The 25,454-nt window shown below is 41.9% G+C and carries 18 protein-coding genes and 1 pseudogene; 16 read left to right on the plus strand and 3 right to left on the minus strand.

The window, feature by feature from the left end; genetic code table 11:
• Nucleotides 1–11: 11 nt before the first annotated feature.
• The 3 genes and pseudogenes from KNQ12_RS14690 to KNQ12_RS14700 all read left to right on the plus strand — a co-directional run bounded on the left by KNQ12_RS14690 (nt 12) and on the right by KNQ12_RS14700 (nt 5,762).
• A complete protein-coding gene (locus KNQ12_RS14690; RefSeq protein ID WP_214749144.1) occupies nt 12–2,180 on the plus strand; it encodes a peptidase domain-containing ABC transporter in 2,169 nt (722 codons plus the stop codon).
• Complete coding sequence (locus tag KNQ12_RS14695) at nt 2,140–3,486, plus strand: S8 family peptidase (RefSeq protein ID WP_055970063.1); 1,347 nt, start codon at nt 2,140–2,142, stop codon at nt 3,484–3,486. Before KNQ12_RS14690 ends, KNQ12_RS14695 begins: the two co-directional genes overlap by 41 nt.
• A gap of 1,547 nt (nt 3,487–5,033) precedes the next feature.
• Nucleotides 5,034–5,762, plus strand: a pseudogene (locus tag KNQ12_RS14700) (GntR family transcriptional regulator).
• Nucleotides 5,763–6,006: 244 nt separating this feature from the next.
• Here KNQ12_RS14700 and KNQ12_RS14705 read toward each other — a convergent pair.
• Nucleotides 6,007–6,606, minus strand: coding sequence for a DUF624 domain-containing protein (locus KNQ12_RS14705; RefSeq protein WP_214749141.1), 600 nt, complete (start codon nt 6,604–6,606; stop codon nt 6,007–6,009).
• A gap of 29 nt (nt 6,607–6,635) precedes the next feature.
• Nucleotides 6,636–7,760: a GntR family transcriptional regulator gene (locus KNQ12_RS14710; RefSeq protein ID WP_214749138.1), complete on the minus strand. Its 1,125-nt coding sequence runs from the start codon at nt 7,758–7,760 to the stop codon at nt 6,636–6,638.
• A gap of 367 nt (nt 7,761–8,127) precedes the next feature.
• Here KNQ12_RS14710 and KNQ12_RS14715 point away from each other — a divergent pair, with 367 nt between their 5' ends.
• The 13 genes from KNQ12_RS14715 (at nt 8,128) to KNQ12_RS14770 (ending at nt 22,886) form a co-directional block, all read left to right on the plus strand.
• Complete coding sequence (locus KNQ12_RS14715) at nt 8,128–9,477, plus strand: ABC transporter substrate-binding protein (protein ID WP_214749135.1); 1,350 nt, start codon at nt 8,128–8,130, stop codon at nt 9,475–9,477.
• Nucleotides 9,478–9,544: 67 nt separating this feature from the next.
• The gene (locus tag KNQ12_RS14720) at nt 9,545–10,441 is read left to right on the plus strand and encodes a carbohydrate ABC transporter permease (RefSeq protein ID WP_053451839.1); all 897 of its coding nucleotides are present in this window, start codon (nt 9,545–9,547) and stop codon (nt 10,439–10,441) included.
• Nucleotides 10,442–10,513: 72 nt separating this feature from the next.
• The gene (locus KNQ12_RS14725; protein ID WP_214749540.1) at nt 10,514–11,356 is read left to right on the plus strand and encodes a carbohydrate ABC transporter permease; all 843 of its coding nucleotides are present in this window, start codon (nt 10,514–10,516) and stop codon (nt 11,354–11,356) included.
• Nucleotides 11,357–11,427: 71 nt separating this feature from the next.
• Nucleotides 11,428–12,825 carry an arabinan endo-1,5-alpha-L-arabinosidase gene (locus KNQ12_RS14730; protein WP_214749132.1) on the plus strand — a complete coding sequence of 466 codons (1,398 nt, stop codon included), beginning with the start codon at nt 11,428–11,430 and terminating at the stop codon, nt 12,823–12,825.
• A gap of 278 nt (nt 12,826–13,103) precedes the next feature.
• Complete coding sequence (gene araB / locus KNQ12_RS14735) at nt 13,104–14,795, plus strand: ribulokinase (protein ID WP_053451842.1); 1,692 nt, start codon at nt 13,104–13,106, stop codon at nt 14,793–14,795.
• Nucleotides 14,789–15,487: an L-ribulose-5-phosphate 4-epimerase gene (araD, locus tag KNQ12_RS14740; protein ID WP_053451843.1), complete on the plus strand. Its 699-nt coding sequence runs from the start codon at nt 14,789–14,791 to the stop codon at nt 15,485–15,487. The genes araB and araD overlap by 7 nt, the downstream gene beginning before the upstream one ends.
• 33 nt (nt 15,488–15,520) lie before the next feature.
• Entirely contained in the window at nt 15,521–17,008 is a 1,488-nt protein-coding gene (gene araA, locus KNQ12_RS14745; RefSeq protein WP_214749128.1) for an L-arabinose isomerase, read from the plus strand.
• 43 nt (nt 17,009–17,051) lie between these two features.
• Nucleotides 17,052–18,578 (plus strand): alpha-N-arabinofuranosidase, encoded by a 1,527-nt coding sequence (locus KNQ12_RS14750; RefSeq protein ID WP_214749125.1) that lies wholly within the window; start codon nt 17,052–17,054, stop codon nt 18,576–18,578.
• Between the two features lie 88 nt (nt 18,579–18,666).
• On the plus strand, nt 18,667–18,819 hold the full coding sequence (locus KNQ12_RS17295) for a DUF6171 family protein (protein WP_483298096.1): 153 nt from the start codon (nt 18,667–18,669) through the stop codon (nt 18,817–18,819).
• 17 nt (nt 18,820–18,836) lie between these two features.
• Nucleotides 18,837–19,835: an aldose epimerase family protein gene (locus tag KNQ12_RS14755; protein ID WP_214749122.1), complete on the plus strand. Its 999-nt coding sequence runs from the start codon at nt 18,837–18,839 to the stop codon at nt 19,833–19,835.
• Entirely contained in the window at nt 19,832–21,001 is a 1,170-nt protein-coding gene (locus tag KNQ12_RS14760; RefSeq protein WP_251055858.1) for a sn-glycerol-1-phosphate dehydrogenase, read from the plus strand. Before KNQ12_RS14755 ends, KNQ12_RS14760 begins: the two co-directional genes overlap by 4 nt.
• Nucleotides 20,998–21,945 (plus strand): glycoside hydrolase family 43 protein, encoded by a 948-nt coding sequence (locus tag KNQ12_RS14765; RefSeq protein ID WP_214749115.1) that lies wholly within the window; start codon nt 20,998–21,000, stop codon nt 21,943–21,945. The genes KNQ12_RS14760 and KNQ12_RS14765 overlap by 4 nt, the downstream gene beginning before the upstream one ends.
• Entirely contained in the window at nt 21,942–22,886 is a 945-nt protein-coding gene (locus KNQ12_RS14770) for a glycoside hydrolase family 43 protein (protein ID WP_053451849.1), read from the plus strand. The genes KNQ12_RS14765 and KNQ12_RS14770 overlap by 4 nt, the downstream gene beginning before the upstream one ends.
• A 149-nt stretch (nt 22,887–23,035) precedes the next feature.
• Here the strand turns inward: KNQ12_RS14770 and KNQ12_RS14775 are convergent, their stop codons facing one another.
• Nucleotides 23,036–24,778, minus strand: a complete 1,743-nt coding sequence (locus tag KNQ12_RS14775; protein ID WP_214749112.1) for a methyl-accepting chemotaxis protein — start codon at nt 24,776–24,778, stop codon at nt 23,036–23,038.
• Between the last annotated feature and the right edge of the window lie 676 nt (nt 24,779–25,454).

Genomic DNA, 25,454 nt, shown 5'->3' on the forward strand with positions numbered 1-25,454 from the left:
GGAGTATCGGCATGAAAAAAGTTAAATTTATTCAACAAATGGAATTTAGTGAATGTGGTTTAGCTTGTGTCGCCATGATACTCAATTATCATGATTATCAAATAACACTAAATGAAATACGCGATGAGTTTCCTAGTCCACGTGGTGGTTATTCGTTTCTGAACTTAACACAAATTGCAGATAATAAAAAAATGATGAGTCGAGCTGTTCAAATAGATGAAAGTGGTGTTGAAAATTTGATTTTACCCGCCATACTTCACTGGGAAGGAAACCATTTCGTAATTTTAGAAAAAATACGTAATGATATTTTCCATATTGTAGATCCTGCAAAAGGACGTATGAGGTTAAAAAAAATAGACTTCATAACTAAAATGAGTGGATTTGCCATCATGTTTTCGCCCTCGTCAACGTTCCAAAAAAGGTCAATTGAAGAATCGAATATATTATTTCATTATTTCAGCAAACACAAAAAGACAGTATTCCATTTGTTAGCACTGACAATCCTTCTTCAAATAGTATTATTAACTATCCCTTTAATCACTAAATGGACTACTGATCATTTACTAATCAACAAAGAAGAGCCCCTAATGAATGTTGTCGGTATTACGATACTAGGAATATTCATTACTTATTTATTCTTCACAGGGGTAAGGTCGTTTATTTTAGCAAAGGCTGAGACAAGTATTGATAAATCAATTATGACTGATTTCATGAATACATTGGTTAGATTACCTCATTCCTTTTTTGATAATCGATCCAATGGAGATATCTTATTTCGAGCAAACTCTAATTTTTACATTAGAGACATTCTTTCGACTACGTTTATCTCTATAATCATTGATGCCATGTTGATCATCACTTACTTTTTCATTTTAATGACTTTCTCAAAGATACTGGCAGTTATTTTACTGTTACTGTCTATCATCCTGATGACAAGCCTATTTTTCAATTCAAAAATCGTAAGAAAACTAGTAGACACTAGTATACGAGATAAAGTTAAGGTTCAATCACAGGTTACTGAAATCGTTCACAATGCTATGGATATTAAAGTGTTAGGGATTGAAGAAGAACTCTTGGGTAAGTGGAGTATAAATTACGATACACAATTAAAGAGTAGTCAAAGATTAAACATTTGGGAAGGTATTGTGTATACTATCACATCTGGAATTCAAGTAATGATTCCGTTATTGATTTTATGGATGGGAACAATGCTTTATTTAAGAGGAGATATAACAGTTGGGACAGTCATTGCCTCTAGTTCAATCGCAGTATCGTTCATCTCACCGATCATTTCAATGAGTAACCACTATACACAGATAGTCTCTTTAAGAGCATATTTTACACGGTTAGTAGATGTAATAAAAACTAAGAAGGAACAAGAAACAAATCCAGGTTTAGTATACGAAGAGTTAAAAATGGGAAAGATTGAATTCAAAAATGTTTCGTTTTCTCATAATCAATTTGTAGAAAATACTATAAAAGATATCTCTTTCACCATAAAGCCAGGAGAAACAGTCGCAATTGTAGGTCCTTCTGGATCTGGGAAAAGTACAATTGCTAAACTACTATTAGGTTTACATCGAGTGACTAAAGGTGAAATTTTGATTGATGATGTCGCTATTGAAAAGTATCATCTTCCTACTTTAAGAAAGCAGATTGGATCAGTGCTACAAGAGGCAGAACTTTTTAATGGAACTTTCAAAGAAAATATTGGAATGGGTGCTGAAGTAGAGGAAAGGGAAATTGAAGAAGCGGCCCAAATGGCAATGATCTATGATGACATCATAAAAACTCCATTAAAGTTTGAGACGATCATTTCCGAAGGTGGTGGTAATCTTTCAGGAGGACAAAGACAAAGATTGATTATCGCTCGAGCACTCTTAAAAAAGCCTAAGCTAATTGTTTTTGACGAGGCGACTAGCAGTCTTGATAATATCACCGAGCACTTAATAAAGGAAAACATTGAAAATTTAAAAGTAGGTAAACTAATCATTGCTCATCGATTAAATACAGTTCAAAGTGCTGATAAAATCGTTGTATTACATGAGGGAAGAATAGTTGAGAGTGGAACACACTCTGAATTGATTAACAATAGACAGCGATACTATAGACTATATTTAAAAATGGGGGAATCTGAACATGATGAAAAGAGTAACCATCCTGTCAGTCTTAGTAGGTAGTTTATATGGAATACCTTCTAACGTGTCTGCGGATGCTCTTAGTAATAATAACGAAAAAGTAATTATCTTCAAAGAAAGTGTTTCAAAAGAATCAATGCAGCAAGTCATAAAAGACAAAACATTAAAAGTTACTTATCAAATTCCTGAATTAAAATTAATAGTTGTTCAAGATTCGCACTCAAAATTAAAGGAAAACAAATATATTGAAAGTGTTTTTTCTTCTTCTTCATTAAAACCAATTGCCAGAGAAGAAAATCCATCATTAAACGAAGAAACATTTTCACTCTGGGAAGCTCAATGGGATATGAAGCAAATTACAGGAGATAAATTGAGCTACTCATTGCATCAGGCAAATAAGGGAACAGTAGTCGCTATAATTGATTCAGGTATAAATGACGAGCACCAGGATTTAAAAGATAGTGTGGTCAAAGGATCAAAGAATTTGGTTCCTGTCGGTGGATATAATGGAACCGAAAGTACCGAATTAGGAAATAAAAATGATTATAAAGATCGCATGGGACATGGGACAGGTGTCGCTGGTCAAATTTCGGCTAATGGAAAGTTACACGGAGTCGCTCCTGGAATTGGTATTCGTAGTTATCGCGTGTTTGGGGAAAAGTCTGCTAAGACAGAATGGATATTAAAAGCAATTATTGAGGCTGCAAACGATGATGCTGATGTAATTAATTTAAGCCTTGGAGAATATATGTTAGTTTCTGGTCAATACAAAGATGGAACAAATGATCTGAAAGAGTATAAAGCCTATAAAAAAGCTGTAGATTATGCATATAAAAAAGGGAGTATCGTGGTGGCTGCTGCAGGCAATGCTGGAGTGAACGTTAGAAATCAGAATGATATGAAAGAATTATTTACTTTGCTTGGAAATGATTTAGATGAATCATCAAAAAACAAAAAAGTAAAAATTTATGATATGCCTGCTCAATTATCGAAAGTAGTTTCTGTAGGATCTATTGGTCCGTTAAATACTCAATCTATATTTAGTAACTATGGTAGAAATTTTATTGACTATTACGCAGCAGGAGGGGACTTCAGTTACTTAAATCAATATGGACAAGAGAAATGGATGGAGGAAGGATGGTTTGAGAAAGAATTGATACTGACGACTGGTATGGATGGAGGCTACTACCAAGATGCTGGTGTATCTTATGCAGCTCCAAAAGTTTCTGGAGCAATAGCTTTGTTAATAAGTAAAGAAAAATTGAAAAACAAACCAAATAAAGCTTTAAATCAATTTAAGAAGCTGAATCAAAACAAGTATATTTATTTACCTAACGTATTAAAATAAAAACTTCATCGCACTATACCGTTAAAAAACGATATAGGAGTAGACTAACCTAAATTTTGATACAATATAAAACACCTTCGGAGTGGTACATTTTTAAAATGTACTGACATCGAAGGTGTTTTTGCATGAGAAAATATATCTATTTTCAATAGATACACTTATGTAGTTGGATAGTGATTCGAGAAAATGAGTAATCCAGTTCTGTTGAATGAACTATTCCAGAGCTCATTCCTTTTGAGCAGAATTCGTGAAAAAGTTTATTGGCGCTTTCATAATTCCTCAATTGTCATTAAGAATATAGAACTGCAGAGCATGTTGGAGTACCGAAGGATTCATGTATTTGCTCATGACAGCTTAGCCTCTTGCCACAATCCGTTATTATTGGTGGAAATATTCCTGGAGGAAGAACTTATCATTGATTATTCTGTGAGATCAAAGGAAGAATTATTGAATATGCTAGCAACGAAGAGTCAGGTCGATTACTAACGTGTCTACCGGTTGCGAAGGGAGATTTCATTTTCGTCCCGAGTGGAACGATCCATGCTATCGAAAAGGGCTTCTTGATTCTCGAGACGCAACAATCCTTTGACATGACCTATTGACTGTAAGACTTCGATCGAACGGATGAAGACGGACGAGCTCGTGAACTACATCTGGATAAAGCGGTGACCGTTACGTCCATCTCCGCAAGAAGATGTCAGAAGTGAAAGCGAAACAGATGAAGACTGCACAGATAAAGAGATTAGTACAGGTTCCCGAATTTAACATCTATCATGTCCAAGCGACGACCGAATTGAAGTTGAAAGCGATTGAACGCTCAAAGTCAATACTGGAGATCAACTTATGCTGACGATAGGTACTTCCTATTCGAATCAAAGGTGAATTGGAATGGATCATGAGAGACGTCCCACTTCCTTCATCCATCTGATTGACGCTGCATCTCGAATGGTTGGTCGAGGTATCACATAGAAAAAAGGACGTGCTTCAAAAATGATTAGAACGTATACATTTTGATAGTGATGTGTATACGTTCTAATCATTTTTCTATGTATCCTCTCGCGTGAAACAAATCTTGCTCGAGAACAAGGAGTCGAGCAAGACGCATCTCCTCGTCGATTCTTTGAACCGGTTCATGGAGGTAAATCTTCCGATTAAATTTATTTGGAAGGACGTAGCGATCAATTCATGTAAGATACTCAATGCATGTGAGGATGTCGTCTCCATGACGTCGAGCCAAATCATTACAATCGAAGAAAACCTGAGCTACTCATTGATTGGTATGAAAGATAATGCTGGGAGACCGATACGGAATCTTGAGACGTTTTCTGAAGAAGTCCGTGATTCTCTTTCCTCTCAAGTAAGGCTTCTCAGGATCTGGATAAGCACGAATCTCAAAGCCGGACGGTCAAGAAGAGTGGACAATGGTTTAAGCGAGTGATCGAAGAGAATGGATTCTTGAGATGATGAAGGATGAACAGGGTATATTTAGCCCTGGTCATCCTTTTTTTGTTATATTATACGAATATGTCTATACATGGGGTGTAATCATGTCTACTAAAAAGAAACCAAAGTATGAGAAAATCGCAGATGAACTACGTAAACGGATCCTTAACGGAGGTTATGATGTCGAGGAAGCGATGCCGGAGAGATCCAACTTGCGGAGGAGTTCGCGGTCAGTCGGATGACGATGAAGCGGGCACTCGAAATCCTTGTGTCGGAAGGCATCATCTATCGTCAACGAGGACAGGGGAGCTTCATCCTGCCTTCGAGCTTCTCACAGAGAAGAATCAACGTGTTGAACAAAGAATCCCAAGGGCTGACGAAGCTTCTCGGCGAGCGGACCGTCAGGAGTGAGGTCCTCCAGTTCGAGGTGCGCTTCCCGTATACGGAGGTCGCCCGTCACTTGATGATCGAGAAGAGCGATCCTGTCTATGAGATCCGGCGCGTCCGTTATGTCGATGACGAACTTTACGTGATCGAGCATACGTTTATGCCCTCCTCGTTGATCACTGGAGTGACGAAGGAGGTCCTTGATAGTTCCATCTATCAAATACATCCAGGAAGATCTCGGTTACACGATCACGAGCTCACATAAGATGATTCGTGCGGATAAGCCGAACCAGTGGGTTCGTGATTATCTTGGGAACGAGGAGACCGATCCAATTATCGAGGTCGAGCAAGTCGTCTTTCTCGGGAACGGGAAGCCGTTAGAGTATTCGTTTTCGCGACACCGTTATGATAAGTTCGTCTTTACTTCCGTCCATATCGGTCGATGAATGAAGATGGGTCAAGTTTATGAATATCTTCTCTTTCTGATTAAACTTGAGGGACGCTATAAGAAGGTTCAATGATGGCTAAATAAGAAATGCGTATACATTTCGATGTCGAAATGTATACGCATTTCTTTATCTGTAAAGAATCATAAACAAGCTTAATTACAAAAAATTATATAGGGAAAAGAGATAAATCTTTAGAAAAAATCAAACTGATTTATGCTTGGAAGGTATTATCCAATAATGACTAAGATTTAAGCATTGTGCGATCCAGCTGATGTAAATACAGCTTGGTAATAAGGAAAATAACGAACGAGAAGCCGAACAGTAAATAAAGTGGCGATTGATATGCTAATACAATCAATGTCGTTAGTAAAAGAAAAGAAATCAATAAAACATATCCATAACGTACTAAACTAAAAAGAGCTAACTTGAAGGCATCTTTTTTTTTCAACTCATAATGCGAGAGGATTGGAAATAAGAAAACGGAAACAGCTAAAAATGACAAGCTGACGATTGACAGACCCGTAAATAAGAAAGTCTGTCCGGTTTCGATGTGGCGAATGATTAAAAAATCAAAAAGTAAAAACAGTAAGATGAAGGTCCATAACATACCAAATTTTAAATGGTATTGAAGCGCTTCTTTGAAAAAGTGAATGTACGATCGAAAAACACTATAATCTTGATGAACGGACCATTGTCGTGTGACAGCAGTTAGTGCATACAGAGCTGGGAAAATCGTGATGACTGGTAAAAGGGTGATAAAGAAAATAAAGTTCAGCTGTACGAGTCCCGTGGTAAATTCAAGTAATTGGAATAGTTTGTTTTGTTCATGTCTTAAGTTCATAAGTACCTCCCCGAAGTTCTACACAAAAATTAACCAGACTTAGATTCGAGACGATTAAAGGGTGCTGTTGAGTTACGAATAATTAATTCCGGTTCATAAATGTGAGATGGAGGGGCTTCTTTTTTCTCTACTGCTGCGATGATCCGTTCTGCTGCAGCACGTCCAAGTTCTTGTTTTGGATGGATGATCGAAGTCAACTTCACTTCTGTGGCCACTGCAAGGACGGAATCATCATAACCTACAAGAGAGATATCTTGCGGGACAGATAGACGTAGCTTCCTTAACTGATCCAAGACACTTAAGGCTAGTTGATCATTGTAGCAAACCGCAGCACTTGGGCGATGCTCTTCACTCTCGAAGAGGCGTCCAATCGAATCATAGAAACTTGGAACTAACTCTTCCGTGGTATAAGTGATGATCAATTCTGACTCTAAAGGAATATTGTACTCACGAAACGCACGGAGGAATCCACGCATTCGATAAACTCCCTGTAAATCATCCGTTTTAAATAAGCCCATGATACGTTCATGACCAAGATTGATTAAATGTTCTGCTGCTAAAAATCCACCTCTTTCGTCATCCATCATGAGATGAGGAGGCATCAATTGGGAGTAATACTGGTTAATCATCAAGTAGGGGATGTTTTGTTGCTCAAGTTCTAGATAATATTTGATGTTCGGATTATGGTTACTACTTTTGGTTGGTTCAACAATTAATCCATCAACTTGACGATCTAACATCATTTCGAGGCATTGACGTTCTTTCTCTACATCATTGTCTGTACACGAAAGTGTCAGAGTATATCCTTTCGAAGCTAAATGAGATTCGATTCCTCGAATGATGGATGGAAAGATGTAATCAGACATATAGGTTGTAATCACACCGATATTCTTGCCGTTATTAGAGCGCTCGATTACCTCAGCTTCTGGTTTAGGAAGTACGTGGGAGCAGTAAGTTCCTGAACCTTGTTCGCGGTACAAATAGCCTTCATTCACAAGCTCTCCAACTGCTTGGCGAATCGTGTGCCGACTAACTTGGAAAGATTGTACAAGTTCACTTTCAGGAGGAATTTTTTCACCAGGACGTACTGTGCCATCCTTAATCCAATCAAGTATATGATTCTTCACGATGCTATATTTTGTCCGTTGTGCCATAAGGCGTCCCTGCTTTCTCTCTTGTATCAGCAAACTTATCCGTACAAGATATGATAGTACTTACATATTAGCAAAGATTTGTCCGGTTTGCTATGGATTTAAGAGAAAATCAATCGATAAATCATTTAAATGTACGTACAAAAAAGAAATAAATGACAAAAAATCAAATTGACATGTCCGAATGTGTGTAATAGACTCAAATTGTGCAGAAAACGCTTTCATTGTTCATTTAACTTGTTTTAATTGTCTTTCGTTATAGCGTTGTGTGGGCTTCGCTATAAAAAATATCGTATTTGCTTAAATAAATATGTACGTACATCTTAATTCCGCTTTGACACTGAAAATTAAAGCACTGGAGGAATTCACAATGAACCTTAAAACAAAGAAGATGTTTGCGCTTACAATGACTGCCTTGATGGCGACATCAATAGCATTAGCTGGTTGTTCAGGAGATGGTAAAAGTGCGGATGGAAAAGTCGAACTCACATTCATGTTTCGCGGGAATCCTGAAGAGCTAAAAGCGTACAAAGCAACAGTGAAACGATTTGAAGAAGCCAATAAAGACGTAAAAGTGACAATGGTACAAACAGCTCCGGACCAATATGATACAAAATTAAAATCTGCTATCGCAGGACGTAAAGTACCCGATGTCTTTTTCTACAATCCGGCTCAAGTCAAAGCTTACGTGAACTCGGGTGTACTACTAGATATCACAAAGAACGTCGAAGGATCGAAGGACATCCAGTTAGAGGATATCTGGAAAAAAGGTGTTGATAAATACCGGTATGATGGAAAGGTGCTTGGCAAAGGCGCTATTTACGGTCTTCCAAAAGATTTAGGACCATTTGCGCTCGGCTATAATAAGACGATGTTCGAAAAAGCAAAGGTATCACTTCCGGATAAAGACAAACCATACACGTGGGATGAGTTTATTCAGGTAGCTAAGAAGTTAACGAAGGATACGAACGGTGATGGGAAAATGGATCAGTATGGCACTGGATTTAACGTGAACTGGGCATTGCAACCATTCGTCTGGAGTAATGGGGCAGACTGGATCAATGAAGAGGGAACGAAGGTAACGATTGACGATCCAAAATTCATCGAAGCCCTCCAATTTTTTGTGGACCAGCAGTTAAAACATAAAGTAACTCCATCTATTGGAGAGTCACAAACACTCGATACGTATCAACGGTGGATGAAAGGGCAACTGGCGTTCTTCCCAGTCGGTCCTTGGGATATGGCAGCTTTCAAAGATCAATTAAAGTTCGAATATGATCTTCTTCCATGGCCAGCAGGATCAACAGGGAAAGCAGCTGGTTGGGTTGGATCACTCGGAATCGGTGTAGGGTCAACGACGCAACATAAAAAAGAAGCGACAGAACTAGCCATGTACTTATCTGCCAATCAAGAAGGACAACAGGCTTTGGTAGATGCACAAGTACAATTACCGAACAGCATGAAAATCGCTAAAAATTGGGTAGAAGACACATCCATTAAACCTGCTAATAAACAGGAGTTCCTTGATTTGATCAATGATTACGGACGCGGTATGCCAGCAGAAAAAACATACACTGCTGAATGGTATGACGAGTTCTTCAAAAACATCCAGCCTGTCCTCGATGGAAAAACATCAGTGGAAGACTATGTGAAAAAAGAGCAACCAAAAATGCAAAAGTTGCTAGATGATGCCATCGCTCAAGAGAAACAGGCGAACTAACTAGAGGTAATGAGTCGGGTGGCGTAAGTCGCCACCTGAATCTCTAGTGTAGAAAGGATGGAAGACAATGAAGACAAAACCGATTTCCAAGTTATATCGTACGGAGCAACGGTATGCTTACCTATTCGTTGCGGCTCCGATAATTGGGTTCTTTCTGTTTGCTTTAATTCCGTTAATGTATTCCTTCTATGGTGCATTCACGAACTGGAACGGACTTGGACAAATGAAGTTTATTGGTCTTGAAAATTTCATTAACGTGTTCCAAGACGAGTATTTCTATAAAGCCATGTACAACACGCTGTTCATGATGATTGGGATTCCCATTGGTATCGTATTAGCGTTATTACTTGCCCTCGCTTTGAATCGAGGGATTTTTGGTACAAATACGTTCCGGGTTATCTATTACATTCCCGTCATTTCTTCCATCGCCGCTGTCTCGATTTTGTGGCAGTGGGCATATAACGGTGATTATGGTTTGGTGAATCAGTTCTTAGACTTAATCGGTATCGATGGTCCAAACTGGCTCCAAAATGCTAATACCGTTAAACCGGCGTTGATCGTCATGGCAATTTGGAAAGGTCTTGGCTATACGATGCTCTTGTATTTGGCAGCCTTGCAGAGCGTACCGCGTTCATATTATGAAGCAGCGAAGTTAGATGGCGCGAATGCTTGGCACTGTTTTTGGTATATTACACTCCCGATGGTTAAACCTGTCACTTTCTTCATCATCGTGACGAATATTATTGGTGGTGCGCAAATCTTTACGGAAATCAACGTTATGACACCGACAGGGGGACCGGAGTATTCATCTGCTTCTGCCGTCTTCTACATTTGGCAAAAATCCTTTGGAAACTTCCAACTAGGCTATGCTTCAGCAATGGCACTCGTTCTCGGTCTTTTCATTTTCATCGTTACCTTGTTCCAATTCCGTATGAACGAAAAATCATCATTTGACTTGGATTGAGGCGTTAATACCTTAGAAAGGAGAATGACCATGCAGTTAGCTCTTACCCGTAAAAAAGAAAATGTAGAGACGATGTCCGTGAAGAAAAAAGATCGGATCACGGATATCTTCGTCTTTATCTTTCTGACGATGGGTGCAATCGTCATGATCGCACCCTTATTATGGATGGTGTCCACCTCTCTGAAATCGAAAGATGAAGTGTTTTCACTTCCGCCCGTGTGGATTCCTACCGACATATCGTTCAATAAGTATTTGGAGATTTGGAATATGGGTCCGCTCTTGTCTGGTATATCAAACAGTCTGATCGTCGCCCTATCTGTCACGATCGTTGGAACATTCACCTCGAGTCTCGCGGCATTTGCGTTCGCTAAGTTGAATTTTAGGGGGAAGAATAAAATCTTCCTTCTCTTGTTTGCGTCTGTCATGATTCCGTACCCTGTCCTGATGATTCCACAGTTTATGATGTTCTCAGAAATCGGATGGGTCGATACACTTCTTCCGTTGATCGTACCTGGTTTGTTCGGAAATATTTTCATGATTTTCTTCTTACGTCAGTTCTTGAACAGTATTCCGAATTCTATCATCGAAGCTGCAAAAATTGACGGTTGCTCCTATTTTCAAATCTTTTATAAAATCGTCTTCCCGTTGATCAAGCCCGCTGTGGCCGCACAATTAATTCTATGGTTCATGGCTATCTGGAACGATTATCTTGGTCCGATTCTTTATCTCAACTCTCCCGAGAAACAAACCTTACAATTGGTCATCGCCAATTTTAATGCATCCTATGCCATCCAAAGTGATTATCCGTTAATCATGGCTGCGTCTGTTGTCGCATTATTACCGATGTTGATCGTCTTCATGATTTTTCAGAAGCAAATCATCGAATCGATTGCTATTTCTGGTGTTAAAGGGTGAGGTATAACGAAAATGGAAACGCCCGTCTTGAGTAAAGGCGGGTGTTTTTAATTAAAGGAGGAAAAATTCGTATGAAAAAAATATTAATAGGAATCATCGTTTTATTCATCGCAGGCTGCTCTTTCTTTTGGTGGTCCACGAGAGCGTCTCTCCAGGATTTGAATTTACCGAAAGCGCCTTTTGATAAGAAAATGGCAGATGTCAGACAAAATATTTTGAATCAAGAAAAGAAGTGGACGACAAACTTTACGCATGACGGAGCGATCATAAAGGAAGGTGATACCTATTATGTGTTCTCGACGGATTACATGGTAGGTGGTCCTCCGACACCGGGCATTCAGGTTCGGAAATCAAAAGATCTCATTAATTGGGAATTTACAGGGCGAGTATTTGACGAAGTCTCTCAAGAAGCGTTCAACTGGACGGGAGGGAATACATTTTGGGCGCCCTCCATTACGAAAATCAAAGACACATTCTACCTCTACTATTCTGTCTCAAAAGTTGGGAGTCGTACTTCATACATTGGTATGGCGAGCGCTTCAAATGTTGAAGGACCATGGCGCGATCAAGGAGTCGTCATCGCGTCTAAAGAAGGGGATGGAAAAACGGTCAATGCGATTGACCCTCACGTGCTCCAAGACAAAACAGGAAAATGGTGGATGACGTATGGATCCTATTTTGGTGGTATCTTCTTGACGGAAATCAATCCGAATACGGGCAAATTGATGAAGAAGTCATCAGAAGGTAAGTTACTTGCTAAGCGAAAAGATATGACGATGGGAATAGAAGGTCCAGAAATTCTATACAACGCAAAAACAGGTTATTACTACTTGATGGTTTCATATGGTTGGTTAGAAGATTCATATAACGTAAGAATTGGGCGATCAAAATCGCTCGATGGACCCTATGTTGATTCTCGCGGGCGTGATTTACGGGATACTTCGGATGAATCATTTGATACTGGTTTAAAAATTGTTGGCTCCTACCGTTTTGGGGGAGACGACGGTTACGTGGGGACCGGTCATTCTGCATTTTTACAGGATGGAGAAGATACTTTTATTATCCATCAAGCTCGACCAAGCGAAGATATCTATTGGTCGCAATTGCAGGTCCGAAAAGTGTATTGGACAAAAGAGGGTTGGCCAGTGGTTTCGCCTGAACGATACGCAGGTGAAAAGAATATCAGTGTTCAAAAAGACCAGATCGTTGGAGAATGGGAAATCATTATTTTTCCACGATTTGATGATGGTCAGCAACAATCAAGAAAGCTGAAGTTGCAAAAAGAGGGCACTCTTCTTGATGAGGAAGGTTCGTGGCAATTAAAGGGGGACATTCTTAGTCTACGCATTGGGCAAGAGAGGTATGAGTTACGGGTCGGTGCGGCGTGGGATTGGGAAAATTGGAAATCCACGATCATCATGACAGGTCTTAGTGAGGACGGAACAGCAGTTTGGACAAAAAAACGTTAAATTAATTATTTGTACGGACAAATAACTATATTAAAGAAGATTAACAGTTTGATAATTAGAAAAAAACGTAAATAAATGCGTATTTTTCTGAAAAATGATTGCTTATTCCTAAATAATTGATACAATCATAGTGTAAGTTATACGTACAAATTTATTGTTTATTTAAGTTTTCTGCACGAATTTTGAATATTTGTCCGGATGAAAATGAGGGAGTGCCCACACACTTTATTTTTTCTTCTGAAATGTAAGCGTATTCTTTTTGGGAGTAGGGTGATGAAATGTCGAAATATACAATCGGAATTGATTATGGCACGCAATCAGGTAGAGCCGTCTTGATTGACGTCGAAACAGGTCATGAAGTGGCGACTGCAGTCAAACCATATACACATGGAGTAATAGATCAATTTTTGCCTGATGGAAAAACACGGCTTGAACATGACTGGGCACTCCAACATCCGCGTGATTATTTAGAGGTCCTGGAATTGACGATCCCCGCAGTTGTCAAAGAGGCAGGTATCACGAAGGAACAAGTCATTGGGCTTGGTATCGACTTTACAGCTTGTACGATTCTACCGATCGATGTCGATTTGAATCCGTTGTGCTTCCGTGAAGAGTATCAACATAATCCGCATAGCTATGTGAAGTTGTGGAAGCATCATGCAGCTCAAGATGAGGCAGACGCTTTGAACCGTATTGCGAGTGAACGAGAAGAACCATTCCTAAAGCGCTACGGCGGGAAAATTTCATCTGAATGGATGATCCCGAAAGTCTGGCAAATCCTAAACGAGGCACCCTCCATTTACGAGGCTGCTCACGAAATTTTAGAGGCGACGGATTGGGTCGTTTCTCAGCTAACTGGAAAAGTGGTACGAAATAGTTGCACGGCTGGCTATAAAGCGATCTGGCACAAACAGGAAGGCTATCCTTCTAAAGAGTTTTTCAAAGCGTTAGATCCACGACTCGAGAACGTAGTCGAAGAGAAGCTTTCCAATGACATCGCACCCATCGGTGCCAAAGCAGGAGAATTAACAATATCCTTTGCAGAACGAATCGGTCTCCTTCCGGGAACTGCCGTTGCCGTAGGGAATGTAGATGCTCATGTTGCAGTACCTGCGGTCGGGATCACGGAACCTGGTAAGTTGTTGATGGTAATGGGAACGTCTACTTGTCATATCCTGCTTGGTGAAGAGGAACAGGTCGTACCCGGTATGTGCGGTATCGTCGAAGACGGAGTCCTACCGGGGTTAATGGGATATGAAGCTGGTCAGTCCTGTGTCGGAGATCATTTCGAATGGTTCATTGAAAACTGTGTACCAAGTGATTATTTGCAAGAAGCAAACATTCAAGGAGTTAGTGCGCACCAATTATTGACCGATAAGGCAACGATGCAACGCGTCGGCGAACATGGATTGATCGCTCTTGATTGGTGGAACGGAAATCGTTCTACACTGGTAGATACGAATCTGACGGGCGTACTTCTAGGTGCAACATTACTGACGAAACCAGAAGATATCTACCGCGCATTGATCGAAGCGACTGCTTATGGCACGCGAACGATTGTCGAAGCATTTCGAACAAGTGGTGTTCCCGTCCATGAAGTATACGCTGCAGGAGGAATTGCGGAGAAAAATGCCTTGATGATGCAGATTTATGCCGACGTCCTAAACATGGAGATCAAGATTTCAGCCTCTTCTCAAACTCCAGCTTTAGGATCTGCTATGTTCGGTGCCGTAGCCGCAGGAGCAGAACGAGGTGGTTATGCCACCATCACTGAAGCAGCGACGAAGATGGGACGTGTAAAAGAAAAAACATATCTTCCGATTCCAGAAAACGTTGAAGTGTATGAGGCGCTGTTTGCTGAATACACGAAGCTATACGATTATTTCGGTCGTGGAGAAAATGATGTGATGAAGCGATTAAAGAAAATTAAGGCGGAAGCGTCACGTCAGAAAGGGGAACCAGTATGGTGAGTCGTCAATTAAAAGAAGAAGTACTTGAAGCGAACCTAGCATTACCGAAGCATGACTTGGTCACCTTTACGTGGGGGAATGTTAGTGGGATTGATCGAAATGCGGGGTTGGTCGTCATCAAACCGAGCGGTGTCCCGTATGATGCTTTGGCGATAGAGGATTTGGTCGTAGTCGATTTAGAAGGCAACGTCGTCGAGGGCAATCTTCGTCCATCTTCTGATACGCCAACACATTTGGCTTTGTATCGGGCTCTGCCTGAGATAGGAGGCATTGTCCATACGCATTCCCCTTGGGCGACGAGCTGGGCGCAAGCAAAGCGAGCGATTCCTGCCTTTGGGACGACACATGCCGACTACTTTTACGGAGAAATTCCGTGTACACGTGAATTATCTGATGAAGAGATCGAGACGGCGTACGAGCTGGAAACCGGAAACGTCATCATTGAGACGCTGAACGAACTGCATTTAGAACCTGTTGCCGTACCCGGTGTACTGGTCGCAAATCATGCACCTTTTTGTTGGGGCAAGGATGCGGATGAAGCCGTACACAATGCAGTCGTACTTGAGGAAGTAGCCAAGATGGGTATTCATGCCTTGAATCTGAATCCAGGATTAGCACCCATCAAACAAAGCATCTTAGATAAACACTACTTGCGCAAACATGGAGAAAACGCCTACTACGGTCAGAAATGATAGGTGCACATAGCTAGATGAGGGGGATTTTAAATGTTGACAGCAAACACACACGAATTTTGGTTCGTGACAGGAAGCCAGATGCTCTACGGTGAGGAGGTACTTCGTCAAGTCGAAACACATTCGAAAGAGATCGTCTCAGGATTAGATGCAGCGGATGTCTTCCGAGATCGAATTGTTTACAAGGGAGTCGTCAAAAATGCAGAAGAAATTCGGCAGATGATGTTGCGGGCGAATGCTGATGATGCCTGTGCCGGTGTGATCACATGGATGCATACCTTCTCACCATCGAAAATGTGGATCAGTGGGATGCGTGTGTTACAAAAACCTTTGCTTCATTTTGGAACACAGTTCAATCGTGACATCCCGTGGGATGCGATCGATATGGATTTCATGAACCTCAATCAGTCGGCGCACGGTGATCGTGAACATGGTTTTATCACAAGTCGGATGAACGTGAAGCGAAAAGTACTCGTCGGACATTGGGAAGATGAACTCACACGCCAAAAGATGTCATCTTGGATGAATGTGGCACATGCGTTAGCGGAAAGTAAGAACTTAAAGGTCGCGCGTTTTGGTGACAACATGCGGAATGTAGCGGTGACGGAAGGTGATAAAGTCGAAGCCCAGATTCAACTGGGCTGGACGGTCGATGGGTATGGTGTCGGTGATCTCGTCACCTATATGAATGCGGTATCGGAGTTGGATTTAGATGACTTGATGGAAGAATATCGCACGCGGTATGAAATGACGAATACTGGAATGGAAGAAGAAGCATTCCAGGAATCGGTCCGCTATCAAGGGCGCATCGAACTCGGCATGAAAGCTTTTCTTGAAGCAGGTGGATACACGGCCTTCACGACAACCTTCGAAGACCTACATGGCATCAATCAACTACCTGGACTAGCCGTCCAACGATTGATGGAGCAAGGGTACGGGTTTGCTGGAGAAGGAGACTGGAAAACCGCAGCACTTGTTCGACTTATGAAAATCATGGCGAGCAACGAACGGACATCTTTCATGGAAGACTATACTTATCATTTTGAACCAGGCAACGAGATGGTACTCGGAGCGCATATGCTCGAGATTTGTCCGACGATTGCGGTCGATAAGCCTAGAATCGAAGTTCATCCTCTCGGAATCGGAGATCGTGAAGCGCCAGCGCGGATGGTATTCGAAGGACAGAATGGCAAGGCATTGAACGCTAGTCTGATTGATTTAGGACATCGCTTCCGTCTCTTGGTAAACACAGTTGAGGGCATCCAACCTGAGGAAGCAATGCCGAATCTTCCGGTGGCACGTGTTCTATGGAAAACAGAACCATCGATGGCTCAAGCTGTCGAAAACTGGATCCAAGCCGGGGGAGCGCACCATACTTGTTACTCGTACGAAGTAACAACTGAACAATTGCGCGACTTCGCAGAACTTCTGAACATTGAAATTGCTGTTATCGATAAAGAAACGGAGACGGTTCGATTTAATAATGAGTTACGTTGGAATGAACTGTACTATCGACCATAATTTATTGGGACCTTGCTAGGTCCCTTTTCTTGGAGGAGATACTATGAATAACCAACTCGTCACATCAACGTTAAATACAAAAGAAGCGGCAACACAATTGATCGTCAACGTGGATTTACCAAAAGGTAAAATCAGTAAACATATCTATGGACACTTTGCGGAACACCTCGGGCGTTGTATTTATGAAGGTCTTTGGGTCGGTCCGGAGTCGACCATACCGAATACAGATGGCATTCGGAACGATGTACTAACAGCATTGAAGAAATTGAACATTCCGGTCTTACGCTGGCCGGGTGGGTGCTTTGCAGACGAATACCACTGGAAAGATGGTATCGGACCGAATGAAAACCGAAAACGGATGGTCAATACACATTGGGGTGGCGTCGTTGAAAACAATCATTTCGGAACCCATGAATTTATGCGTCTTTGTGAACTACTAGAGTGTGAGCCTTATATTTGTGGAAACGTGGGAAGTGGAACCGTCCAAGAGATGTCTGAATGGGTGGAGTACATGACGTTCAATGGTGAGTCACCGATGGCGAACTGGCGTCAGGAGAATGGCCGTATAGAGCCATGGTCGCTTACGTATTTCGGTGTTGGTAACGAGAACTGGGGTTGCGGTGGAAATATGCGTCCGGAATATTATGCCGACCTATATCGACGCTATCAGACCTATGTGCGTAACTACGATGGCAATCAACTCTACAAGATTGCTGGTGGTGCAAACATTGATGATTATAAATGGACTGAAGTTCTTATGCGTGAAGCGGGTACGATGATGGATGGTCTCAGCCTTCACTATTACACGATCCCAGGCGATTTTTGGTTAGGTAAGGGATCAGCGCTAGACTTTACGGAAGATGAATGGTTCCTCACCTTGAAACGTGCTTATTACATGGATGAACTGATCACAAAGCATGGACTAATCATGGATCAATATGATCCAGAGAAGCGGGTCGGTCTCATCATCGATGAATGGGGAACATGGTTTGACGTTGAACCAGGAACAAATCCAGGCTTCTTGTATCAACAAAACTCTATTCGGGATGCACTCGTCGCAGCAATTCACTTCAATATCTTCCATAAGCACAATGACCGTGTTCACATGGCGAATATCGCGCAAATGGTCAATGTACTTCAAGCGATGATTTTAACGGAGGGAGACCAGTTCATTCTCACACCGACATACCATGTCTTTGAGATGTATCGTGTCCATCAAGATGCTGAACGTGTCGAGCTAGCAGCCATCACGCGTGACTATGTAGCCAAAGAAGAATCGATTCCTTCTGTAAACGCGACAGCTTCTCGTGATGCTGATGGTGTATTGCATATTAGCCTCTGCCAGCTCGATCATCAAAACAGCGATAAGGTCGAAATTGATCTGCGAGGAATGGGTACGATTTCGGACGTATCAGCGCGCATTTTAACAGCAGATCATCTCAATGCCCATAATACGTTTGAACAACCAGACGTGGTTGCGCCACGTGAGCATGAGGTCAAGGTGACGGAAGACGGGAAGCTCATCATGGATGTTCCAGCGATGAGCGTCATCACACTGGCGGTTCGCTGAGATGAAAGTCGTTGAGACAAGACGGTGTCGTACTTGTCCTCCAACAGAAGTAGACACTGATTGGTTATTGACCATCGACGCGGAAGTCATGGCACAAGTCACGGACGCTGAATATCAGGAACGTCTTCGTCAATGTGCAGTCTGTTCGTTTTACCAGGACGATACCTGTTTGAAATGCGGATGCTATGTCTCTTATCGGGCACGCCTTGCAACAAAACATTGTCCGGTGAAGGTTTGGTGAAAAAGGAGCGACTTGAGATGGGACAACAAGAAGTAATAGATCAGACGGCATTTACGCTCGAGAACGATATGTGTCGTTTACGTATATTGACATATGGAGCAACTCTGCAAGAGTTTTCGATTCAAGATGAGGGATGGAAAAACCTCATCTTGTCTTACGATACAGTTGAAGAATACAAGACAGACACATATTACTTGGGCGCGACGATCGGTCGTGTGGCTGGGCGAATCGAGGACGGAACATTCGATATGGACAGTGTAACGTACCATCTGCCTCAAAACGAAGGGAAGCATCATCTTCACGGAGGAGACGGTCTCCACTGTCGATTCTGGAAAGTGGAAGACGTATCCAATACGCATCTCATTCTTCGGTATGTAAGTCCTGATGGTGAGAATGGCTATATGGGTGCACTCGATGTCAGAGCTTCGTTTGTATTGTTAAAAGACGGTGTCAAGATTACGTATCAGGCAACCAGTGACACAGATACAGTGGTTGATATGACAAATCATACGTATTTCAATCTAAGTAGCGGAAACCGAGATATCTTACAGCATGAATTGACGTTACCGGCTAATCAATTTGCTGAGCTTCGAAATGATTTGATCCCTACAGGTCGCTTACTGGATGTCGATCAGACCCCTTTCGACTTCCGATCAGGACGAATGCTGGGAGATGGTCCAGCTTCAAGCCATCCACAAAATCAACTCGTCAATGGTTATGATCATCCTTTTTTATTCGATGACCAACGAAAAGCGACGCTGTACGATCCTAAAAGTAAACGCATCTTGATGTTGTCTACGACTGCACCTGCTCTCGTGCTCTATTCAGGAAACCAGATGAATGAAGAAACGATGTTACGCGAGGGACGCTCTCGAAAATATTACGGTGTTTGTCTGGAGCCTCAACATCTTCCTAACGCCGTTCATCACAGTAATTTTCCTTCTATCCAATTATCGGCGGGGCAGACTTATTACTGGGAAACGGAATATCGTGTCGGGAAAGGAGTCAGTCGATGAACCTCGAACAGATACAAAAGCAGGTTGCCACATGTTCTTGTGGAAATCCACACCATCCGATCTCGATTGAGCAAATCAATGCCTCGGAAAAGGTGTGGCAATCGCTAGTTAAGTTTGTGCAGAAGAAAGAGTGGCGGCATCTTCTCGTCATCGCTGACGTCACTACGCAGACGGTCGGTTATTCCCCGTTGCAGAAAGCATTGATGACGGTAGGAATTGATGTAACCTTAGTCACGCTCTCACCGAACAAACAAGGGGACGTCGCAGCTGATGAACTAGCAGTTGTACAAGTAATGCTCGAGCTGGACGATAGTGTGGATGCATTGATTGCACTTGGAGCAGGTACCATTCATGATGTGACGCGGTTTTGTGCTGCGAAAGCAAAAATCCCATTTTTATCTGTGCCGACCGCTCCTTCAGTGGACGGATTTACTTCAAAAGGAGCGCCCTTAATCATAAGAGGGAAGAAAATCACCTATCAGCTCGTCTCACCAATTGCAGTATTCATCCCAAGTGATATCATCCGTGATGCACCTCGGGCGTTAGTGGCGGCAGGTGTCGGCGACATGCTTGGGAAGTACACCTCCTTACTGGATTGGCGTTTTGGCGCCTTTGATGGACAAGAACCCTTTTGTCCTGTTGTTGCTCGATTGACAGAACAAGCTTTATTCGATTGTGTAAAAGCTCTACCAGATATCTATGCAGAAAAAGTGGAAGGTTTAGATCAGCTGATGGATTCATTGATCTTATCCGGAATTGCGATGTTGATTTTTGGACATTCACATCCTGCATCTGGTGGCGAACACCACCTCTCTCATTACTGGGAGATGGACTTCTTGACACACGAACGTCCGGCGGTCTTGCATGGCACCAAAGTTGCAATTGCGACGATGGAACTCATTGATACTTATAGAACGATAATTCAAGAGAAGTCTAATGTACCGATGAATCTAGAGGAGTGGGCGAATCAGCTCCCGACAAGACAGAAGATGGAGTCCATTTTTAATTCGTTACAAGCCCCGATTCGACCAGAGGAAATCGGTATTTCACCCCTTCTCCTAGCGAGTAGCAAGAGAGAAGCGTATCGGCTTCGCGAAAGACACACCCTGTTAAAACAGTTGATCTTACAAACGACCCACTTTGAAACAGAGGAGCGTTCATTATGACAGAGACAATCGTAAATCCAATCGTAGAACAACGCGCGGATCCATGGATCATGCGTCATACAGATGGCTATTATTATTTTACGGCGTCCTTACCTGATTTTAGCGGGATTCCGCTACGTCGCGCTCAGACGCTCGGGGAATTGACTGGAGCAGAAGAGAAAGTCGTGTGGCAGAAGCGCTCGACTGGAATCATGAGTGCCAACATTTGGGCGCCAGAATTGCATTATATTCAAGGAAAATGGTACCTCTATTTCGCGGCGGCACGTGAAGATGCTATTTTTGATCATCGCATGTACGTTCTCGAGAATGGTTCAGCCAATCCGTTGGAAGGCGAATGGGTGGAAAAAGGACAAATCAAGACTTGGAAAGAATCGTTCGCCCTCGATGCAACAACTTTCGAGCATGAGAACCGGTTATATTACATTTGGGCTCAGAAAGATCCTGAAATTGAAGGGAATTCCAATCTCTATATTTCTGAAATGGAGAATCCTTGGACATTGACAGGGTCCCAGACCATGATTGCGACACCTGAATATACATGGGAAAAAGTTGGCTTTCTGGTGAACGAAGGACCTGCTGTTATGAAGCGGGATGGACATATATATGTGACGTTCTCGGCAAGTGCAACAAATCATAACTATTGTGTAGGTCTACTTCGTATCGATGAAAAAGAAGATATGTTAGATGCCACTCATTGGAAAAAATACCCGCAACCCATTCTTACGACAAATGAGTCAATTCGTGAATACGGACCAGGTCATAACAGTTTCACGACACTCGCAGATGGGACCGATATAATTGTCTATCATGCGCGGAACTATAAAGAAATCGAAGATGATCCATTATGGGATCCGAATCGCCATACGTATATACGACCATTTTCTTGGCAGGGAGATATGCCTATTTTTAAAAACAGGATGGTCAACAAGGAGGTCACACGATGAACCAGACAGAGGATCGGAATCTTGTTTTAGAGCAACGGGCAGATCCATGGGTGTATCTTCATTCTGATGGTTATTATTATTTCACAGCATCCGTTCCCGAATACGATCGAATCGAATTGCGTCGTGCTAGATCTCTTCATGAACTAAAGGATGTAGAAGCGGTGACAGCTTGGGTCAAACCTGATACTGGTCCGATGAGTGATCTGATTTGGGCACCCGAATTACATCATATTCATGGGAAATGGTATCTTTATTTTGCAGCTGCGAAGTCACGTGAAATTGTAAACGGACTCTTTGATCATCGCATGTTTGTGTTAGAGAATGGTTCGGACAACCCGCTAGAAGGCGAATGGATAGAACGAGGACAAATTGAAACACAGTGGGATTCATTTGCCCTTGATGCGACCGTGTTCGAACATCAAGATGTTCATTACTTAGTATGGGCACAAAAAGATCCTTTCATCGAAGGGAACTCGAACCTATATATCGCTTCTTTAAAGAATCCTTGGACCATTCAAAAACCGCAAGTCATGTTGACAAAGCCAGAGCTTGATTGGGAGACAAAAGGCTTTCTGGTGAACGAAGGACCTGCAGTCCTGAAGCGTCACGGACAAATCTTCATTACGTATTCTGCTAGTGCAACGGATGAGAATTATTGCATGGGTATGTTGAGTGCTTCAGAAGACGATGATCCACTGAATCCGGATGTTTGGGAAAAGTCATTGCGGCCAGTCTTCGCGACGAACGATGCGGCTAGCCAATATGGACCAGGACATAATAGCTTTACGATAGATGAGCAGGGACGCGACGTTATTGTCTATCATGCACGGACCTACACGGAAATTGAGGGTGACCCTTTGTACGATCCGAATCGTCATACACGGGCACAGATCTTTACGTGGGGTATTGATAAGAAGCCATATTTTGATAAGCCGATTTAAGTAGAATCAATACTAGCTTTTTACTCATATGAAATATAGTGAATGTCGTATACGCGGTGTCGAGTTAAACGGCCATGAAGTCAAAACAAAACATCCCCTTTGTAGAGCAATTCTACAAAGGGGATGTTTTTTGGTGAAAGATATTACCCTTAAATCTTAAAGCGATTTGTCCCTTTTTCTAAAACATCTGTCGTTTCGTTTAAAGTGACAACTAAGTCATGCAAAGCGGTGACCGTACCAATCATCTGTTCTGATGCTGCAGCGACTTCTTCGTTTCCTGCAGTATGTTCCTCGGCGACGGATGCAATCTCGCTTAACGCGTGACGAATGCGATTTTCTGATTGAAGGACGTTCTGCATTTGACGCGCCATATGTTGTGAAGACTGGGACACGACATCGACGTGTTCTGTCAATCGACTAAAAGATTGATCCGTATCAAGGATGGATTGCTTACCGGCCTCTGTCTCACTGACTGTCTCAGTAAAACTTTTTTCCATCGATCGAGTACTGATGAGGACATTGTTTACAATAGAGGAGATTTGACTGACGTTTTCTGCAACGTGCATGGAGAGATTCTTCACTTCAGAAGCGACGACGGCAAATCCTTTCCCTTGCTCGCCGGCACGAGCTGCTTCGATCGCAGCATTCAGTGCCAGGAGATTGGTTTGTTCAGAGATATCACGAATGATAGAAATGAGACCTTGGATTTCTTCTGATTGTCGATTGAGCTCTTGCACTTGATTCGTTGAACGTTGGACGTGAGAATGGATGACGTTCATTCGCTCGACAGACTGATGCATGTGAGCGCGACCCTCTTGTGTCAATTCATTCATCTCGATCGTAGCGTTATTAATATTCGTGCTGACTTCATCCGTACTCTGAATCAAACCTGCGAACGCATTCATCTCTTCGTTGAGAGAATGAGTCACGTGAGTCTGGCTCTCAGTTCCTACAGCAATCTCTGTCATCGTATGCGCGATTTGCGACGATCCGTCGAGTACTTCCTGTGAACTGGAATCGATGGTTTTACTAGTTTGAGTGATCACTGTAGAAGTTTTTTTGATTTCGCCAATCATCTTACTCAACATGTCGTTCATGTCTTGCATCGATACTGCAAGGGAGTGGATCTCATCGTTTGCGCTCACCTTCAAATCTCGTAATCGAAGATCCGCATTTTTTAAATCACCTGCTGCAATGAATTGAGCGACCTCTTGGAGCGTACGAATTGGATCAAGCTTGCGCATAAGAATCCACCGTAAGTAAATCAATGTGATGCCAAGGAAGAGGATGAGGCCTAAAAAGAAGAGCGGGAAGTTTTGTTTAGCGAGAGCCATCGTGAGTTCATGGACCTCATCTGCTGAAATATCCCCACCTAAAATACCAATAACGCTGCCGTCAGTGGATTTAATCGGAACAAAAACACTGATATATTTACCGTATGTCTTGTCTTCGATGATATCAGTAGCGTGTGTCTTACCTGAAAGAACGTCTTTTACGTCTTTGTAAGAAGCGCCGGTTGAAGGTTCTCCGATGTCACTGGCGCTCTCCGAAGAGCTACCATCTACCATGAGCTTTACGTGATCATCTTCTACGAGTGCGGTATAAGTATATAGAAGACCATTTTGCAGACGCAGATCATCTAACTGAGAACGAAGCTTCTCATAATCTGTTCCTTCTTCAGGCTGAGCGAGAAAACGCTCATAGGTTGTGGGATCAATTTGTTTTGAGATCCTTTGGAGATCTTGAATAGCTGTCTTTTTGAGAGTAGACAGTGCCGTTTGTGTGGTGTTGAAATAGAGGGCGACGTTACTGAACAAGAAAAATAAAAGAAGAATCATACCGATAATAAGGGATAGTCTGTTTCTTAAAGAATGCGTACGTTTGTTTTGCATACAAGTCCTCCTGAGTTTTTTTCATACAGACAGTAATATCGGTATATGTTATCAATTGTTTAGATTATCCTCTGAAGTAAAAATTTTCAGATAGTGAAGCGAGTGTAAAGTCTTTTGTCAACACTAGTCACTTGATAGATGAATGTAAATAAAAAAAGCCACATTACATTATTAAAGAGGAGTCGTTCCAAAAATCATTGCAGTTAGTAATTTTTCCTCTACCTTTTAAGTATTCATCTACAACTAAAGCAATCTAAGAGATTCTCGTGTTGGAAGCAAAAGAAATGGAGAAACATATACTTTTAAAAAGTATATGTTTCTCCATAGGTTTCTATCTGTTGCTTTATCTAATGCTGAGTTAATCTTACTGAGAAAGTTCAGTTTTTTCTCTTTGGTTTTGTGAGGCAGCACGAAAAATAGACCGATTTGATAAGAGTGGTTTCAGTAGTAATTGAAGAATAACAGCCTCGATGATAGATAAAAGAATCAAGATAAGTACAGAACCGATGTGCAATGCTTCATTTAAATAACACACGTTTAAAATAAATAGTAAAACCAAATGAACGACGAAAGTAATCTTATCCAAAGGATATACCTCCTCCCATGTGACCGATTCATCTGCCTAAAAACTTAAGGTACGAATCAGCGAACGGATGATCAAATAAATATGACATAT

Source organism: Exiguobacterium sp. s11, from assembly GCF_018619015.1.
Classification (GTDB): Bacteria; Bacillota; Bacilli; order Exiguobacteriales; family Exiguobacteriaceae; genus Exiguobacterium_A; species Exiguobacterium_A indicum.

What these genes read in the sequence shown, in the direction of transcription:
- KNQ12_RS14690 (WP_214749144.1), top strand. Translation starts at nt 12, where the DNA reads ATGAAAAAAGTTAAATTTATTCAACAAATGGAATTTAGTGAATGTGGT.
- KNQ12_RS14695 (WP_055970063.1), top strand. Translation starts at nt 2,140, where the DNA reads ATGATGAAAAGAGTAACCATCCTGTCAGTCTTAGTAGGTAGTTTATAT.
- KNQ12_RS14705 (WP_214749141.1), bottom strand. Translation starts at nt 6,606, where the DNA reads ATGAACTTAAGACATGAACAAAACAAACTATTCCAATTACTTGAATTT.
- KNQ12_RS14710 (WP_214749138.1), bottom strand. Translation starts at nt 7,760, where the DNA reads ATGGCACAACGGACAAAATATAGCATCGTGAAGAATCATATACTTGAT.
- KNQ12_RS14715 (WP_214749135.1), top strand. Translation starts at nt 8,128, where the DNA reads ATGAACCTTAAAACAAAGAAGATGTTTGCGCTTACAATGACTGCCTTG.
- KNQ12_RS14720 (WP_053451839.1), top strand. Translation starts at nt 9,545, where the DNA reads ATGAAGACAAAACCGATTTCCAAGTTATATCGTACGGAGCAACGGTAT.
- KNQ12_RS14725 (WP_214749540.1), top strand. Translation starts at nt 10,514, where the DNA reads ATGTCCGTGAAGAAAAAAGATCGGATCACGGATATCTTCGTCTTTATC.
- KNQ12_RS14730 (WP_214749132.1), top strand. Translation starts at nt 11,428, where the DNA reads ATGAAAAAAATATTAATAGGAATCATCGTTTTATTCATCGCAGGCTGC.
- araB (WP_053451842.1), top strand. Translation starts at nt 13,104, where the DNA reads ATGTCGAAATATACAATCGGAATTGATTATGGCACGCAATCAGGTAGA.
- araD (WP_053451843.1), top strand. Translation starts at nt 14,789, where the DNA reads ATGGTGAGTCGTCAATTAAAAGAAGAAGTACTTGAAGCGAACCTAGCA.
- araA (WP_214749128.1), top strand. Translation starts at nt 15,521, where the DNA reads ATGTTGACAGCAAACACACACGAATTTTGGTTCGTGACAGGAAGCCAG.
- KNQ12_RS14750 (WP_214749125.1), top strand. Translation starts at nt 17,052, where the DNA reads ATGAATAACCAACTCGTCACATCAACGTTAAATACAAAAGAAGCGGCA.
- KNQ12_RS17295 (WP_483298096.1), top strand. Translation starts at nt 18,667, where the DNA reads ATGGCACAAGTCACGGACGCTGAATATCAGGAACGTCTTCGTCAATGT.
- KNQ12_RS14755 (WP_214749122.1), top strand. Translation starts at nt 18,837, where the DNA reads ATGGGACAACAAGAAGTAATAGATCAGACGGCATTTACGCTCGAGAAC.
- KNQ12_RS14760 (WP_251055858.1), top strand. Translation starts at nt 19,832, where the DNA reads ATGAACCTCGAACAGATACAAAAGCAGGTTGCCACATGTTCTTGTGGA.
- KNQ12_RS14765 (WP_214749115.1), top strand. Translation starts at nt 20,998, where the DNA reads ATGACAGAGACAATCGTAAATCCAATCGTAGAACAACGCGCGGATCCA.
- KNQ12_RS14770 (WP_053451849.1), top strand. Translation starts at nt 21,942, where the DNA reads ATGAACCAGACAGAGGATCGGAATCTTGTTTTAGAGCAACGGGCAGAT.
- KNQ12_RS14775 (WP_214749112.1), bottom strand. Translation starts at nt 24,778, where the DNA reads ATGCAAAACAAACGTACGCATTCTTTAAGAAACAGACTATCCCTTATT.